The 14,941-nt window shown below is 71.5% G+C and carries 15 protein-coding genes and 1 pseudogene; 5 read left to right on the top strand and 11 right to left on the bottom strand.

The window, feature by feature from the left end:
* The first annotated feature begins 41 nt into the window (after nt 1-41).
* Nucleotides 42-1,196 carry a CAF17-like 4Fe-4S cluster assembly/insertion protein YgfZ gene (gene ygfZ, locus FGM06_RS13315; RefSeq protein WP_144799717.1) on the top strand — a complete coding sequence of 385 codons (1,155 nt, stop codon included), beginning with the start codon at nt 42-44 and terminating at the stop codon, nt 1,194-1,196.
* Nucleotides 1,197-1,503: 307 nt separating this feature from the next.
* Here the strand turns inward: ygfZ and FGM06_RS13310 are convergent, their stop codons facing one another.
* The 8 genes and pseudogenes from FGM06_RS13310 to FGM06_RS13280 all read right to left on the bottom strand — a co-directional run bounded on the left by FGM06_RS13310 (nt 1,504) and on the right by FGM06_RS13280 (nt 9,064).
* Complete coding sequence (locus tag FGM06_RS13310; RefSeq protein WP_144799716.1) at nt 1,504-2,682, bottom strand: inorganic phosphate transporter; 1,179 nt, start codon at nt 2,680-2,682, stop codon at nt 1,504-1,506.
* Nucleotides 2,682-2,825 (bottom strand): annotated as a pseudogene (locus FGM06_RS16360) (DUF7859 family protein); the annotation flags it as partial. The pseudogene FGM06_RS16360 and the gene FGM06_RS13310, both read right to left, overlap by 1 nt.
* 285 nt (nt 2,826-3,110) lie before the next feature.
* Complete coding sequence (locus FGM06_RS13305) at nt 3,111-3,638, bottom strand: metallophosphoesterase (protein WP_144799715.1); 528 nt, start codon at nt 3,636-3,638, stop codon at nt 3,111-3,113.
* Between the two features lie 176 nt (nt 3,639-3,814).
* On the bottom strand, nt 3,815-4,798 hold the full coding sequence (locus FGM06_RS13300; protein ID WP_144799714.1) for a replication factor C small subunit: 984 nt from the start codon (nt 4,796-4,798) through the stop codon (nt 3,815-3,817).
* Nucleotides 4,799-4,877: 79 nt separating this feature from the next.
* The gene (locus FGM06_RS13295; RefSeq protein ID WP_144799713.1) at nt 4,878-5,816 is read right to left on the bottom strand and encodes a DUF5995 family protein; all 939 of its coding nucleotides are present in this window, start codon (nt 5,814-5,816) and stop codon (nt 4,878-4,880) included.
* A gap of 87 nt (nt 5,817-5,903) precedes the next feature.
* Nucleotides 5,904-6,851 carry an electron transfer flavoprotein subunit alpha/FixB family protein gene (locus tag FGM06_RS13290; protein ID WP_144799712.1) on the bottom strand — a complete coding sequence of 316 codons (948 nt, stop codon included), beginning with the start codon at nt 6,849-6,851 and terminating at the stop codon, nt 5,904-5,906.
* Nucleotides 6,851-7,639, bottom strand: a complete 789-nt coding sequence (locus FGM06_RS13285; protein ID WP_144799711.1) for an electron transfer flavoprotein subunit beta/FixA family protein — start codon at nt 7,637-7,639, stop codon at nt 6,851-6,853. Before FGM06_RS13285 ends, FGM06_RS13290 begins: the two co-directional genes overlap by 1 nt.
* 105 nt (nt 7,640-7,744) lie before the next feature.
* Entirely contained in the window at nt 7,745-9,064 is a 1,320-nt protein-coding gene (locus FGM06_RS13280; protein WP_144799710.1) for a helix-turn-helix transcriptional regulator, read from the bottom strand.
* 144 nt (nt 9,065-9,208) lie between these two features.
* Between FGM06_RS13280 and FGM06_RS13275 the strand changes: the two genes are divergently transcribed.
* Together FGM06_RS13275 and FGM06_RS13270 are read left to right on the top strand one after the other, a co-directional pair.
* Nucleotides 9,209-10,510, top strand: coding sequence for a DUF7094 domain-containing protein (locus FGM06_RS13275; protein WP_144799709.1), 1,302 nt, complete (start codon nt 9,209-9,211; stop codon nt 10,508-10,510).
* Nucleotides 10,511-10,706: 196 nt separating this feature from the next.
* Complete coding sequence (locus FGM06_RS13270; RefSeq protein WP_144799966.1) at nt 10,707-11,159, top strand: type IV pilin; 453 nt, start codon at nt 10,707-10,709, stop codon at nt 11,157-11,159.
* A 31-nt stretch (nt 11,160-11,190) separates the two neighbouring features.
* Here the strand turns inward: FGM06_RS13270 and FGM06_RS13265 are convergent, their stop codons facing one another.
* The gene (locus FGM06_RS13265) at nt 11,191-11,814 is read right to left on the bottom strand and encodes a methyltransferase domain-containing protein (RefSeq protein ID WP_144799708.1); all 624 of its coding nucleotides are present in this window, start codon (nt 11,812-11,814) and stop codon (nt 11,191-11,193) included.
* 179 nt (nt 11,815-11,993) lie between these two features.
* Here FGM06_RS13265 and FGM06_RS13260 point away from each other — a divergent pair, with 179 nt between their 5' ends.
* Entirely contained in the window at nt 11,994-12,857 is an 864-nt protein-coding gene (locus tag FGM06_RS13260; protein WP_144799707.1) for a DUF6663 family protein, read from the top strand.
* A 38-nt stretch (nt 12,858-12,895) separates the two neighbouring features.
* On the opposite strand, the gene FGM06_RS13255 is transcribed toward FGM06_RS13260, so the two are convergent.
* Nucleotides 12,896-13,870: a C-terminal binding protein gene (locus FGM06_RS13255; protein WP_144799706.1), complete on the bottom strand. Its 975-nt coding sequence runs from the start codon at nt 13,868-13,870 to the stop codon at nt 12,896-12,898.
* Between the two features lie 151 nt (nt 13,871-14,021).
* Here FGM06_RS13255 and FGM06_RS13250 point away from each other — a divergent pair, with 151 nt between their 5' ends.
* A complete protein-coding gene (locus FGM06_RS13250; RefSeq protein ID WP_449405047.1) occupies nt 14,022-14,330 on the top strand; it encodes a DUF7536 family protein in 309 nt (102 codons plus the stop codon).
* A 201-nt stretch (nt 14,331-14,531) separates the two neighbouring features.
* Here FGM06_RS13250 and FGM06_RS13240 read toward each other — a convergent pair whose 3' ends face one another.
* Entirely contained in the window at nt 14,532-14,813 is a 282-nt protein-coding gene (locus FGM06_RS13240) for a MarR family transcriptional regulator (protein WP_144799705.1), read from the bottom strand.
* Nucleotides 14,814-14,941: the final 128 nt, after the last annotated feature.

The following is a 14,941-nucleotide window of genomic DNA, read 5'->3' as shown; positions in this document are numbered from 1 at the left end:
GAGCCAGCGACCTTTTGCCGCTCCCCGGCCTCCGTTGCGGTATGACTCTCGTCTCCGGCACGCACGGCGCCCACGGCGCGACGTACCGCGACCGCGGCGGCCGCCGCGTGGTCGATCACTACGGGAAGCCAGAGCGCGTCGGGAAGGCGGTCCGCAACGTCGTCGGCGTCGTCGAGATGGGGTACGGCGTGCTCGCGATCACCGGCGAGGACCGCGTCGAGTTCGTCGACAACGCCGTCACCAACCGCGTCCCGGCCGAGGACGGACAGGGGGTGTACGCCCTCCTGCTCGATCCGCAGGGCGGCATCGAGACGGACATGTACGTGTACAACGCCGACGAGCGGCTCCTCGTCTTCCTCCCGCCCGAGCGCACCGACGACGTCGCCGAGGACTGGTCGAGCAAGGTGTTCATCCAGGACGTGACGGTCGCGGACGCCTCCGACGAGTTCGGCGTCTTCGGCGTCCACGGCCCGAAGTCGACCGAGAAGATCGCCTCGGTCCTCGGCGGGCCCGGCGCCCCGGAGAAGCCGCTCTCGTTCGTCCGCGGCTCGATGGTCGACGCCGGCGTCACCGTGATCGCGACCGACGCGCCGCTCGGAGAGGAAGGGTACGAGGTCGTCTGCGCGGCCGACCACGCCGAGGAGGTGTTCGACACGCTGATCAACCGCGGGCTCAACGCGGCCCCGTTCGGCTACCGGACGTGGGACGCGCTCTCCGCCGAGGCCGGCACGCCGCTCTTCGAGTACGAGCTGGAGGGGACGGTGCCGAACGTCCTCGGGCTCCGGAACGCCTTAGACTTCGAGAAGGGGTGTTACGTCGGCCAGGAGGTCGTCTCCCGCGTCGAGAACCAGGGTCGCCCGAGCCGCCGACTCGTCGGGCTCAGGCTCGGCGGGCTCGCCGACGCGACCGCCGAGATCGACGGCGACGCCGACCCGGAGGGGTACGACGAGGTCCTGCCGACCCCCGGCGCGGCCGTCTTCGCCGGCGACGAGGCGGTCGGCGAGGTGACCCGCGCGGCGGTCGGTCCCGCCTCGGGCGAGCCGATCGCGCTGGCGCTGGTACGGTACGACGCCGACCTCGACCCCGTGACCGTGCGCGTCGACGGCGACGAGGTCGCGGCGGCCCGCGCCGATCTCCCGTTCGTCGACGGGAGTGCTCGGTCCGGACGGATTCCGACGTACCCGAGCGACGAGTAGCCACACCGGGGTTGCGGTCGGCGCGTGCCGCCGAGCGCCTGTAAGGCGCGAGGTGCACGCGCGAGGGAGCCGGTGAGCGCTCGGAGAGCGCGAACCGCGAGGCTGGGGAGGCGTGAGGCTGCGGTGCGGAGCGGTTGGGTGGGACTCAAAGGGGCAGCCTCACGGCTGGGGCTTTGGAGGCGTTCGATATGGATCCCCAATCGACTGTTTATAAACGATCAGCTGGATGTTCGGCGGTGTTCGCCGACGCTCCGCCGATACCATCGGTGTATAGCGAATCACCTCAGTCAGACGGTCCGGTCGCTCGTCAGAGCACGAACCGCACCGCCGAGTAGATCCCGTAGCCGAGTGCGAGCGACCCGACGAGCGATCCGATCCACGCGAGCACCGTGTACCCCATCTTCGCCCGGCTGACGCCCGCGTCGCCGGCCGCGTAGCCGGCGCCGACGATCGCGGAAACGATGATCTCGTTGAACGAGACGGGGATCCCGAACGCGACCGCGGTCTGTGCGATCGCGAACGACGGGATGAGCGCCGAGATCGATCGCCGCGGCCCCATCGAGGCGTAGTCCTGCGCGATCGCCTTGATCATCCGCGGCGCCCCGGTCCACGAGCCGGCCAGCAGGCCGACGCCGCCCCCGACGAGCAGCGCCCACAGCGGGATGCCGGCGTCGCCGACGAACAGGGGCACGAGCGGACCGATCGCCAGCCCGACCTGCGACCCGCCGGCGGAGAAGGCGACGAGCCCGCCCATCGCGAGCAGGAACCGCCGCTGGGCGCCCTCGCGGTCGCGGCCGAGGTCGAGGTACACCGCGGCGGTGACGACCGCCGCGACCGCGACCGTGACGAGGGGCGTTCCGATCGCGCCGACGCCGAGCGCGGGGCCGACCGCCTCCGAGAGCGACGCCTGCTCGCCCGGCGGGCCGAGCAGCGCGAATCCGACGTTCGCAACGATCGCACCGACGAGTCCCGCGAGCGCCGCGGTGAGCGGTCGCTCGGGGAGGCGCTCGCCGATGAGCGAGCGCGCCACTGCGTAGGCGATGCCGCCGCCGACGAACGGGGTGAGCACCCACAGCGTGAGTATCTCCCTGTACTTCGGCCACGCGGGGTCGCCGCCCATCGCGAGGCCGACGCCGACCACCGCGCCGGTGACCGTGAACGCGGTCGCGATCGGGTACCCCGCGAAGACGCCGATCGCGACGAGCCCGGCGGCGGTGACCAGCGCGACGATGGCCGCGCCGGCAGTGAGCGTGACGCCGCCGATCAGCTCGGTGCCGACCGCCTCGGTCACGTTCGCGCCCTGCAGCACCGCGCCGAGCAGCCCGAGGACGCCGACGACCAGGCCGGCGCGCATCACGGAGATCGCGTTCGCGCCGACCGCCGGCGCGAACGGGGTCGACCCCGACGAGCCGGCGCCGATCGACCACGCCATGAAGAGGCTCGCCGCGCCGGCGACGCCGAGGGTGAGGACGGTGGCGACGACCATTACCGCTGGCCGTCCTCGTACCCCTCCCGGAGTCCGGTCAGGGTGCGCCGGACGAGCAGAAACCCGAAGAAGAAGAGCCCGAGCAGGCCGACGAGAATGATGACGAACAGCGGTTCGACCGAGAGCATACCGTTGAATCCGTCGGAACGGTGTTATGCGTTTCGGCAGCCGCCTCTGTCGCCGGTGATCGCCGGTGACTAAAGCGCGCTTTTGTCCCTAAGCTAGGTATAAGCTATCTCCGGCGGAAGGTCGAAACGCGACCCCCCGCTTCGGCCCTCCCCCCGCGATCGCTCCGCGTCGAGCGGACCGGTCCGACGTTCGTGCCGCTCTCCCCTGCCCACTCCACCGATCGCTCCGGGCCGCCGACGCGGTCCGGCCCGCGGGGCGTCGCGTCCCGCCCGCTTTCCCCCTCCGCGGGCGGTGCCTTCTCACGCCTGAATCCGGAACGTCTCGAAGACCTCGCCGGTCGGCGTGACGAGCCGCCCCTCGAGCGTTCCGTCGCCGCCCTCCCCCTCGCCCGCCGGCTCCAGCTCGGCGTGCGCCGGCCGGTTCCCCCGCGGCTGTGCGTGGCTCCCGGGGTTCAGGAGCGGGAGCCCCCCGGTGTCGTCGAACCGCGGGCGGTGGCTGTGGCCGCAGATCACGGCGTCCGCGTCGCGCCCGCGCCCGAGCATGACCAACCCCGTGTCACCGCTGCGATGACGGTGGGTGACCGCGAACCGCACGCCCGCGTACTCGACCGTGCGGACCTCCGGGAGCCGGTCGCGGATCGCGGCGTCGTCGTTGTTCCCGTACACCCCCCGAAGGGTCCGCGCCGCCGACTCGAAGGCGTCGAGCACCGGCTCGCGGTAGAAGTCGCCGGCGTGGACGACGAGGTCGGCGGCGCGGACCGCCTCCGCGGTGCGCCCCTGCAGCTTCGACTCCTCGTGCGAGTGGGTGTCTGAGACGACGACGAGCATACCTGCCGTCCGTGCGCGCCCGGCTTAAAAAGCGCGTCCCGGAACAGCGATTTCGGTTTATAAATGAAGACGGCCGTGGCTTCGGAGGAGGTAAGTCCGCCACTGCCAACGCCAATCCCATATGAATAATCGAGTTCGCACGCCACAATCAAAACGAGACCGCGACCGCAACCGGTTTACTCTCCCAATGAGAGCGACGCGAGCAGCGACTCAAGCTGCACCTGCTCGTTGGCGCCCTCCGCGATCCGGTAGTCGGCCTCGCCGATCCGCTCCATCAGCGCGACGGCCTCGCGCTCGCTCAGGTCGAACTCCCAGACGGAGCGGTGAAGCTGGTCGATCACGTCGCCGCCGGCCATCCCCGTCTCCGTGAGGAGGGTGTCGAGGGTCGCCCGCGCCCGCGAGAAGTCGCCCTCCAGGGCGTTCGTCACCATCGACTCGATCTCCTCGGGGCGGGCGGTGGCCGTGATCGCGTACACCGCCTCCTCGTCGACGACGTCGCCGGTCGTCGCCGCCGCCTGCAGCGAGTTGATCGCGCGGCGCATGTCGCCGTCGGCCGCGTACACGAGCGCGTCGACCCCCTCGTCGGTCACCTCGATCCCCTCCGCCGCGGCGATCTCGCGGGTCTGCGCGGCGACGGCCGCGTCCGAGAGCGGCGAGAAGCGGAAGACGGCGCACCGCGACTGGATCGGGTCGATGATCTTCGACGAGTAGTTACACGAGAGGATGAAGCGGGTGTTGTCGGAGAACTGCTCCATCGTGCGGCGGAGCGCTGACTGGGCGTCAGACGTGAGGGAGTCTGCCTCATCGAGAAACACGATCCGGAAGTCGCCGCCGAACGACGAGCGCGCGAACCCCTTGATCCGGTCGCGCACCACGTCGATGCCGCGCTGGTCGGAGGCGTTGAGTTCGAGGAAGTTCCCGCGCCAGTTGTCGTCGCCGTACACCTGGCGGGCGATGGCGGTGGCGGCGGTGGTCTTTCCGACGCCGGCCGGGCCGCTGAAGAGGAGGTGGGGGATGTCGTCCTGCTCGATGTAGCTCTGGAGCCGCTCGACGATCTCCTCCTGTCCGTGGATGTCGTCGAGCGACTGCGGCCGGTACTTCTCGATCCAGATCTCCCGGCCGGTCGCGGTCGCAGCCGTCTGCTCGTCGGCCTCGCTCATGCCGGATCGGAGGGTCGGCGGGGTGATAAACGAACCGAGAACGGACCGGCGGTCGGAACGGTTTGCTCCTCCGCGTCCCCTACGTCCGCCGCCGGATCGCCTCGCGGAACGCGGCCACCGTGTCGGCGCCGGTCTCCCAGTCCCGCAGGCGCGCGCTCGCGTCGGTCTCGTCGCCGCCGACCTCGAAGTCGAGAGAGAGCACGACCGCCGCGGCGCCCGTCGCGACGGTCTCCGTCCGCCAGTCGACGTACGGCTCGCCGACCCACGCCGGGAGGTCGGCGCGCAGCACGGCGTTCCGCCAGGCAAACTCCCGGGTCCCTTTCAGTCCGAGCAGGGCCAGCCGGTCGTCGAGGGGGTCCAGCAGCCGGTCGATCCCGTCGATCTCGGCCGCGGCGTACGTCTCGACGAGCGCGTCCTGCGCGATCTGAACGAGCCGAGCGAGGACCGCGTTTATCCGGTCGTGGTCCTCGCGCTTCGCGTCGCGGTCGGGGTCGATCCCGACGTCGCCGAGCGTGTACGTGAGGTCGTAGGCGATGTGCGCGTTGATACCGAGGAGAGCGTCCTGCGCGACGAGCGTCTCGCCCCGGGCCGCGGCGGCGAAGGCGATCAGCCACGGCCGCGGGAGCGCCTCGAACGCTCGCCGCTCGAACGCGACCAGCGCCCGGCGGTAGCGCTCCGCGAAGGCGACGAGGTACGACGCGGTCCACTCGGGGTCGAGGAACGCGCCGTCGTCGATCGCGTCCCGAACGGTCGCCGTCATCCGGCTGTACACCGTGAGGAACACCGCGCGCCGGTCCCCGCGCTCGCGGAGGTACGACTCGGTCCCCGCCAGCCGCTCGTCGACGTCGGCGACGGACGCGAACGGGGTCGCGACGAGGTCGAGCAGCGCAGGGTCCGGCTCGCCCCCACGGAGGCCCGCGGCGACGGCGTCGGGATCGACGTCGGTCGCCCGTCGGATCCCGACGAGCAGCGCTCTCGCTTCCTCGGCGGTCGGGACGGCGGCGCGGATCGGGATCATTTCGAGTCGACGGGAGCGTCGTCGGACCGTCCGGTACTCCGCGGGAGTCAAAGAGCGTTGCTGCCGAGGCGGGGACTCGCCCCGTCCCTACGCGAACTCGTCGATCAGCTCGGGGACGACCTCGAACAGGTCGCCGACGATGCCGTAGTCGGCGATGTCGAAGATCGGCGCGTTCGGGTCGGTGTTGATCGCGACGATCGTGTCCGACCCCTTCATGCCGGCGACGTGCTGGACCGCGCCGGAGATGCCGACGGCGATGTACACGTCGGGGGTGACGACCTTGCCCGACTGCCCGACCTGCCGGTTCTTCGGGAGCCAGCCGTTGTCGACGATCGGCCGGGAGGCGGAGAGCGTCGCGCCGAGCGCGTCGGCGAGCTCCTCGACGAGCTCCAGGTTCTCCTCCTCCTCGATGCCGCGGCCGACCGAGACGAGCACGTCGGCGTCGGCGATGTCGACGTCGCCGCCGCCGACCTCCTCGAAGCCGGTGACGCGCGCGCCGGACTCGGGGAGGTCGACCTCGACCGACTCGACCGGCGCGTCGCCGACGCCCTCCGCGGGCGCCCACTCGCCGCCGCGGACCGTGAGGACGTGGCGGTCGCCGTCGACGTCGACGGTCGTCTCCACCTTCGAGCCGTACATCTCGCGGGTGACCGTCAGGCCGTCGTCGTACTCGAACCCGATCGCGTCCGTCACCAGCGGCAGGCCGCGGTCCTCGGCCACCGCGGGGACGTAGTCGAGCCCGTTGACGGAGTTCGGCGTCACGACCGTGCCGGCGTCAGTCCGGTCGAGCAGGGCCGCGATCGCCGTCTGGTAGACGTTGTGGTCGAACTCCTCGCCGTTCTCGACCGCGTGGATCGCGTCCACGCCCTCGCGGTTCAGGTCCTCCGCGAAGCCGTCGACGTCGCCGCCGATGACGGCGACGTGGAGGTCGCCGTCGCGCGCGTCGGCGAGCTCTCGCCCGGCCGTGATCGCCTCGTAGGAGACGTCTCGGAGCTCCCCGCGGCGGTGTTCGGAGACGACGAGCACGTCGGACATCACGCGCCCACCCCCTTGTCACGCAGGACCTCGGCGAGGCGTCCCGCCGCCTCGCCCGCGTCGCCCTCGATGATCTCGGCGTCGGACTCGCTCTCCGGCTCGTACATCGACGTGATCTCGAGAGCGCTCTCGACGTCTCCCGGAGTCAGCCCGAGGTCGGCCAGGTCCTTCGCGTCGATCTCCTTGCGCTGGGCCTGCCGGATGCCGCGCAGGCTCGCGTACCGAGGTTCGTTGAGCCCGGTCTGGACGGTCAACACGGCGGGGAGGTCGACGTCGGTGAGCTCCTCGACGCCGCCCTCCAGCTCGCGGCGGACGTGGGCGATCCCCGCGTCCGCGTCCACCTCGAGGTCGTTGACGACCGCGGCGTGCTCGAAGCCGATCCGCTCGGCGAGCGCGACGCCGGTCGCGCCGAACCCGGTGTCGGCGGCCTGGACGCCGCCGAGCACGAGATCGGGCTCCTCCGCCTCGACGACGGCCTCGAACGTCGAGACCTTCGCGGCCACGTCGGCGAACCCCACCTCGAAGGCGTCGTCCCAGACGCGGACCGCGCGGTCTGCGCCCTTCGCGAGCGCCATCCGGACGGTCTCGTCGGCGCGCTCCGGGCCGATCGTGACGGTGACGACCTCGTCGGCGACGCCGGCCTCGGCCAGCTGGACCGCGGCCTCGACCGCGTAGTCGTCCCACTCGTTGAGGTCGTACTCGAGGTCGGACGCCGCGATGTCGGTCCCCTCGATCGCGAAGTCGTCGTCCGCCTCCGCGACCTCCTTGACGGTCACCAGAACTTTCATGATACTCACTCGGTCGCTCGCCCTGTAAGGGTTTTCGGAACGCCTCACCCGCCGAGAAGAGTTGGCTTCGCCCGGATCCAGACCGGACGCCGAGCGACGCCCTCGCTACCGTTCGTCGCGGTCGGCGTTGCCGTCGTCACCGCCCGCGTTGCCGGCGGGGTCGCCCCCGCTGCCGTTGCCGTCGCCGCCGTCGTCAGCGTCGTCGGGGAGCGAGATCAGGTTCTCGCGACCCAGGCGGAGCTTCTCGACGCGTTCCTCGTCGGCCATCGCCGACAGCAGCTGCGAGACCTTCGCGTCGGACCAGCCGGTCTCCGCGACGATGTCGGCCTGTCGCATCCGCCCGCCGTTGTCGGTCAGGAGCCGCTCGACGCGTTCCTCGTCCGAGAGCAGCGAGAGGTCCTCCTCGGGCTCTTCTCCCGCCGCCGCGTCGCCGTTCTCGTCGTCGGCGGAACCGGAGGCAGCGGCCGCGCCCGCGCTCGCGCCGGCGCCCGCCGATCGGGAGCCGCCGTCGCCGTTCGCCCCGTTCGCGCGCGCTCCGCCGGGCCCGCCGCCCTCCATCCGCCGGTACCCGACGACGCTCCCGGCGATGAGCAGCGCGGCGACGACGATCGCCGCGGTGAGCATCTCCCACGGCGGCCCCACTGTCCCGGTCGGTGCGTACACCACCGCGACCCGCTCGTCCTCGCCGAACGTCCGCGGTCCCTCGATTATCACGGCGTTGTCGCGGAGCGGGACGGTGGCTCCGGGGGTTCCGGTGACGGTGTACCCCTCCGGCGTCGCCACCTCCAGCGTCTGCCCCTCGCCGAGCGACCGGAGCCACGTCCCGTCGGGGGTCGTCAGCGCGTCGCCCAACACGAGATTCTCACCGTCGGTCCCGAGGAACTCCGTCCAGACGAACGTCAGGCGGAGTTCGCCGACCGCGGCGGTCTCGTCCCCGGCGACGTCGAACTCGGACGGGTCATCGTGGACCCTCACCTCGCGGGCGACGTCCTCGATCCGCATCATCCGGTCCACGTTCCGGCTGGCCTCCCGCGCGAACCCCTCGAACAGCGACGGACCGGGGCCGACCTCGCCGTCGAGGAACCGTTCTCCGGCGGTCTCGAACGCCTCGACCTCCGTCTCGTCTGCGAGCGCGAACCTGACGGACACCTCCCACCGCGCGTCGCGGTCCGGCGTCGGTTCGATCCGGATCCGCGTCGCCGTCTCCGGGTCGAAATCGGAGTCGATCTGGCCGACGGGGTTCGCGGTCGTCCCGAGCGCCGCCGTGACGGGCTCGATCGCCGGCTGTCCGTCTGCCGGCGCGGAGTCGGACGCGAGTGCCGGGGCGGTCGCGACCGCGTCTCCGGCGACCGGCGCCACGGCGCCGCCGACGAGGAGGAGGGCGAACAGCGAGACGAGGAGGACGCGAGACGGAGGGTTCCGCATGCACGTCGGTTCTCACGTGGACCGGGCAAAACGCTTTCCATAGCCTGTTTCGCCGGACCGCGTGGTCGGCCGCCGCCGGGCGTGCCCCCGCCGCGCGGCCGCGTTGAGGTGGATTTTTTATATCGGGAGGCGAATCTACGCGTGATGAGAGCCCTCCCGGTCGTCGTCGCGGTCCTGCTTCTGGTCGTCCCGGTCGCGGGGACGACGTCCCCGGTCGGCGGGTCCGAGCAACCGGCGGTCGTCGGGGCGACCGACCCCGTTGCCGCCGACTCCGTCGATTCGGCTGCGGTCGACCCGTCACGACACCAGACCGACCCCTCGCAGATCGACGAGTCGAACCTCACGTTCCGCACGCTCTCCGCACCGGTCGACGCCGACGCCCGAGTCGCCAGCGCCCCCCGCGGCGCCAACCTCGGTCCGGCGCTCTCGTTCTCCGTCGACGACGTCGACGCCGCCGTGGAGACCGCGGCGGTCGTGGACCGGATCGAGAACGCCGAGACGAGCACCGAGCGACAGCGGCTGATCCTCGCAGCGCTCAGCCGCGTCGAGCGCGACGAGGTGAGCCTCCACAGCCGGCAGGCGGCGGCGTTCCAAGCGCACGCGTCCGGTAACATCTCAGACCGGGAGCTGCTCGACGAGCTCGTCCGGATCTCCGCCACCGCCCGGGAGTACGACCGGCGGCTCGAGGAGATCGACGCGCTCGCGGAGGAGACCGACGGCTTCAGCTCTCCGACCCGGCTCGACGAGCTTCAGGTCGCGCTTCAGGTGTACAGCGGCCCCGTTCGCGACCGCGCGCTCGCGACCGCTCGCGGCGAGGTCTCCGCCGCCGAGATCCACGTCGAGTCGACCGACGACTCGGTGACGCTGGCGACGATCGTCGACGGCGAGTACGTCCGAGAGACGTTCCGGAACGACCGCTGGGACCGAGGCGGCGGCGAGATCAGCAACGACGAGGCGATCAACGTCACCACGGCCGCGTACCCCGAGACGGCGGCGCTCCGCGAGCCGGACGCGTTCGGGGCCGGCTCGGTCCAGCGGATCACCATCCCGCACGAGTACGGCGTCCTCCGCGCGTTCGTCAGCGGCGGGACCGAACGGGTGTTCGTCGAACACCAGCGGATCGACCTCAACACCTTCCCCGACACCGAGCGGGCCTCCGAGACCGGGGACGGGTTCAACGTCACCGTCGAGCGGAGCTACGCCGGCGGACCGGTGACCGTGACCGTCCTCGACGAGGAGACGGGCGAACCCGCCCCCGACGTCACCGTCACGAAGAGCGTCGGCGACGGCGACAGCAGGGCGATCGGGACCACGGACGCCGACGGGGTCGTCCGGACGCTCTCGCCGGCGGAGCCGTACCGTATCACCGTCGTCGACGAGCCGCGGGTCGTCGTCGTCGACGGCCTCCGACCGATCGCGACGCCGCGGCTCGTCGACGACGAGTAGCGGAGCCGCGGTCCGACCCGCTCGTCTCCCCCGGCTCGTCCGTCCTCCCTCCCCGACCCTTTTAGGTCATCCCGCGGCCAGCCCACCCGTGCCTCTCGACCGCTCACCGCCGCTGTCACGTTCGCCGTCGCGTCGGAACCCCGCGGGCGACGCTCACCGCTCCGTCGCGGGCGACGCTCACCGCTCCGCCCGCGCTATCGCCCCCGTCGCCGGCGTCCTGCTGCTCGCGATCACCGTCGTCCTCGCGGTCGGCGTCGTCACCGTCGCGCTCGGCGCCCCCGCCGAGCCCGTCGAGCCCGCGCCGACGACGTCGCTGTCGCTGTCGGCGACCGACGACCGGATCACGGTGACGCACCGCGGCGGCGACGCCCTCGACGCGAGCGAGCTGGACGTGCGCGTCAGCGTCGACGGCGAGCCGCTCGCCCGCCAACCGCCGGTGCCGTTCTTCTCGGCGGCGGGGTTCCACCCCGGTCCGACCGGCGCGTTCAACGCCGCCAGCGACGGCGACTGGCGCGTCGGTGGGTCGGCCTCGTTCCGGGTCGCGGAGACGAACGACCCGGCCCTCGAACCGGGCCGGACGGTCGTCGTCGAAATCTCGGCCGACGGTCGACCGGTCGCGACGCTGGAGGCGGTCGTCGAGCCGAGCTAGAAGAGCGGTGGACCCCTCCCGTCCGCCCGCGCTACTCCTCGGGGACCCGTGCGACCGTCGTGATCGCCCGGGGGCTCCGCGGCGTCGCCCGCTGGATGTGGTGTTCGAACTCCACGTAGCCCGCCGCTTCGAACATCCGGTCGGCCTCCTCCTCGTCGTAGAAGAGCATGATCGCGTCGGCGACCCGCTGGAGGACGCGGTTGTGCGGGTAGTCGGGGCCGACGACGAGCACCTGCCCGCCCGGCTTCGCGACGCGGCGCAGTTCGCGGAGCCCCTCGACGGGGTTCGGCCAGTACTCGATCGAGCCCGACGACCAGACGACGTCGAACGCGTCGTCGCGGAAGGGGAGCCGCTCGGCGTCGCCGCGGTAGAAGTTCACGCGGTCTCGTTTGCCGAACTTCTCGAACGCCTTCTCCATCTGGTGGACGCTCTGGTCGAGCCCGTGGACGTCGTCGGCGTGTTCGAGCAGTCCCTCGGTGCCGAATCCGGTGCCGCACCCGACGTCGAGCACCTTCGGGTCGTCGCCGAACTCCAGCCAGGAGAGCGCCTCCGCGCGCATCTCCTCGTTCCAGTTGAACCGGTTGACCTGATCGTACACCTTCGAGAGGTACTTGTAGAACAGGCGGGCGTTCGACTTGTCCTCGAGGATCCCCATTTACCGTTCCGTTGGGTCGCCCGCCCCATAACGACACGGATCCGCCGGTGTGACGGTCCCGGTGCGCCGCGGACGCGACGCCGGGAACGCGATCCGATACGGACTCGGCCGCGACCCGATATCGACCGGTTTCCGACCCGGTCCGACCCGCTTATCCGCCCGCCGACCGATCCCCGCGTATGGACCCGACGACGAGCGGCCGGTTCCGCGTGCACGACCGACGGCCGCGCCCGGACATCGAGGACGAGCCCGACGTCGACGCTGTCGCCGGCAACGAGGCGTCCGCGGACGACGGCGGGGCGCCCGCCGAGACCGCCGACGCCCCCGAGGAGTTCGTGCTCGTCGAGCTCCCGGACGGGCCGATCGATCCGACGGCGCCGGACGCCGAGGACCAGTTCGATCCCCTGTACGCGACCGCCGAGGGGTACGAGGACGGGCTCGCCGAGCGCGTGGCGTCGCTGGAACCCGGTAACGTCGTCGACGCGACGCTGGCGTGGACGGACGCCTCGGCGCGGTTCGTCGACGTCGAGGTCGTCCGCGAGAGCCGGTTCCGGTTCGCCGACGGCGTCGAGGGGATGTTCGAGGCGGCGGTCGAGACGTGGGAGCAGATCCACGCCGAGGGGGAGGCGGTCGGCTCGATCACGACCCGGTCGAACGACGGCGAGCCGAACGGCGCGCTGTACCTGTTCGCCGACGCCCCCGGCGGCGACGCCTTCGCGGACCTCCGCGCGGGCCGGCTCCCGATCGAGCCGCTCGTCGACCGCGTCAACGAGTCCCGCGAGGACGACGACCCGCGCGAGGTGTTCGTCCTCAACCCCGCCGCCCACGACTTCGTGGCCGTCTACGTCGTCTTCGACCGCGACGGCGTGCTCGCACAGACCGTGCGAGACACGTACGACCTCGGCCCCGGACTGGCGGCGGGGCTGGAAGCCGGCGAGTTCGAGGCGGCGAAGGCGGACGACAGCGGAACGGTCGACGGCGGCGGAGAGGGGGACAGCGACGGCGAGGGCGACGACGACTTCGACGCGCTCGATCGGCTGTAGCCGGTGCTCGCCCCGGTCACCGTCGCCGCGCACCGCTCCTACAGCCAGTCGGCGTCGGGGTCGACCCGCCCGGCCGGCGTCTCGCCGTTCAGGACGGCGGCGACGTCGACCGCGCCGCTCCGGTTCAGGTCGTCTCTCGCCTCCTCGCTGTACCACGCCGCGTGCGGCGTGACGATCGTGTCGTCGCGGCCGACCAGCGGGTCGTCCTCGGGGGGTTCCTCGGCGAGCACGTCGAGGCCGACGCCCTTGATCGCCCCGCGCTCTAACGCGTCGAGTAGGGCGTCTTCGTCGACGACCGGGCCGCGGCTCACGTTGACGACGACCGAGTCCTCGCCGAGCCGCGCGAGCGCGTCGGCGTCGACGATCCCGCGGGTCGCGTCGGTCAGGGGCGCGTAGACGCCGACGTGGTCGGCGCGGTCGAACAGCGCCTTGAGCCCGACCTTCTCGACGCCGTACTCGGCCATTTCGTCGGCGTCCACGAACGGGTCGTGGGCGACCAGCCCGGCGTCGAAGCCGGCGAGCTGTTCGGCGGCGCGCCGGGCGATGGGGCCGAACGAGAGCAGCCCGACCGTCGACGCGCTCACGCGGCGGACCGGGCGGCCGGTCTCCCAGTTCCAGCCGCCGGCGGCGACGTCGTCGTCGTACGCCTTCAGCGACCGCAGACAGGCGAAAAGCAGCGAGACGGAGTGGGTCGCCACCTCGTCGGTGCAGTAGTCGGGGACGCGGGTGACGGTGACGCCCTCGTCGGCCGCGGCGCCGACGTCGACGTTGTCGACGCCGACGGCCGATCGGACGACGACCGACAGATCGAGCGCCGCGAGCGCCTCGGCGGTGACCGGCGTGTTGATGTCGGTGACGACCGCGTCGGCGCCCGCGGCCGCCTCGATCACCCGCTCGGCCGACCCCAGGTCGGCGACCTCGATCTCGACTGGGCCGTCGACGCGCTCGTCGAGCACCTCGCGGTACGTCTCCGGGTCGATCATCGGGAACGACGACAGGACGACCTTGGCCATGGCCCCGCTTCGCCCCGACCCCACTTGATGGCTGGTATTGACGTGGTTAGGGGCTCAGACGTCGATCTTCGATCGTGACGTTCCCGGTTCGGGGCGTCGTCCGCCGCGCCGTTCCGGAGGCTCTTTGCGCGCCGGGCGGCTACGTCTCCTCGTGACCGACGACAGTTCGACCAAGCCCCCGATGCTCGTCCTCCTCGAGTCGCTGGCGTTCTACCGGAACGTCCGGATCGGGCTCGTCGCGGGCGCGGGCCTCGCGCTCCTGCTGTACCTCGTCCGGACGCTGGAGCTGCTCGGCCCCGTGATCGACATGCGGGAGTACCCGCTGTTCGGTCCGGAGGTCTGGTTCCTGTTCTTAGCGTTCGTGCTGGCGGCGACGTTCGCGCTGTTGGTCGCCGTCGCGCTCACGATCGCCGAGGCGGCGCGGGGGGCCGGCGAGGTGTCGACGGAGCGACTCGACTGACGGGAGAGCGAGCGAGCAGTGACGAACGGGCCGATCAGCGACTCGAACGACCGGAAGATCGATCGGTGCGGTCGGGGACGGAGGCGGGTCGAGCGGGGACGGAGGCGGGCCCGGTGGGGGCGGAGGTAGGCCGGACGGGGCGGAGGTAGGCTCGGTGGGGACGGAGGCGGGCCGGTCGGGGACGGATCGGTCGGTGCGGTCTCAGTCGGCGGTACAGGAGGCGTCGCTCTCCTCGCCCGTGAATTCCTGTGCGGGCTCGGTGAGCTTGTAGAGGTTCTGTCTGGCGTCCGCGAAGTAGACGTCCTCGTCGACGACGTCGATCCCCTCTAACCGCTCGAGGGCGTACCGGACGGTCCGGGCCGACAGCATCGACTCCTGCACGATGCCTTTCTGCGTCAGCGGGCCGTTGTACTCGAGCACCTTGAAGACGAGCTTGGCGCTCGGCGGGAGGTCGTCGAGGCCCTCCGTTTGGGTTCCTTCCATCGTTACGATTCGAAACCGCACATCGGCATAAATGTTGATGGCTCACGCCCCGAATTCGGCGATTTCGCCGCCAAAACCGGACTATTTTGCTGGTTATCCTGCTGACAACCGGCAAGAAACGCTGCTAT

The sequence above is a fragment of the Halorubrum depositum genome (assembly GCF_007671725.1).
Taxonomy (GTDB): Archaea; Halobacteriota; Halobacteria; order Halobacteriales; family Haloferacaceae; genus Halorubrum; species Halorubrum depositum.
The sequence above is the reverse complement of the archived record's forward strand: the minus strand, read 5'-3'. Positions and strand labels throughout refer to the sequence as shown.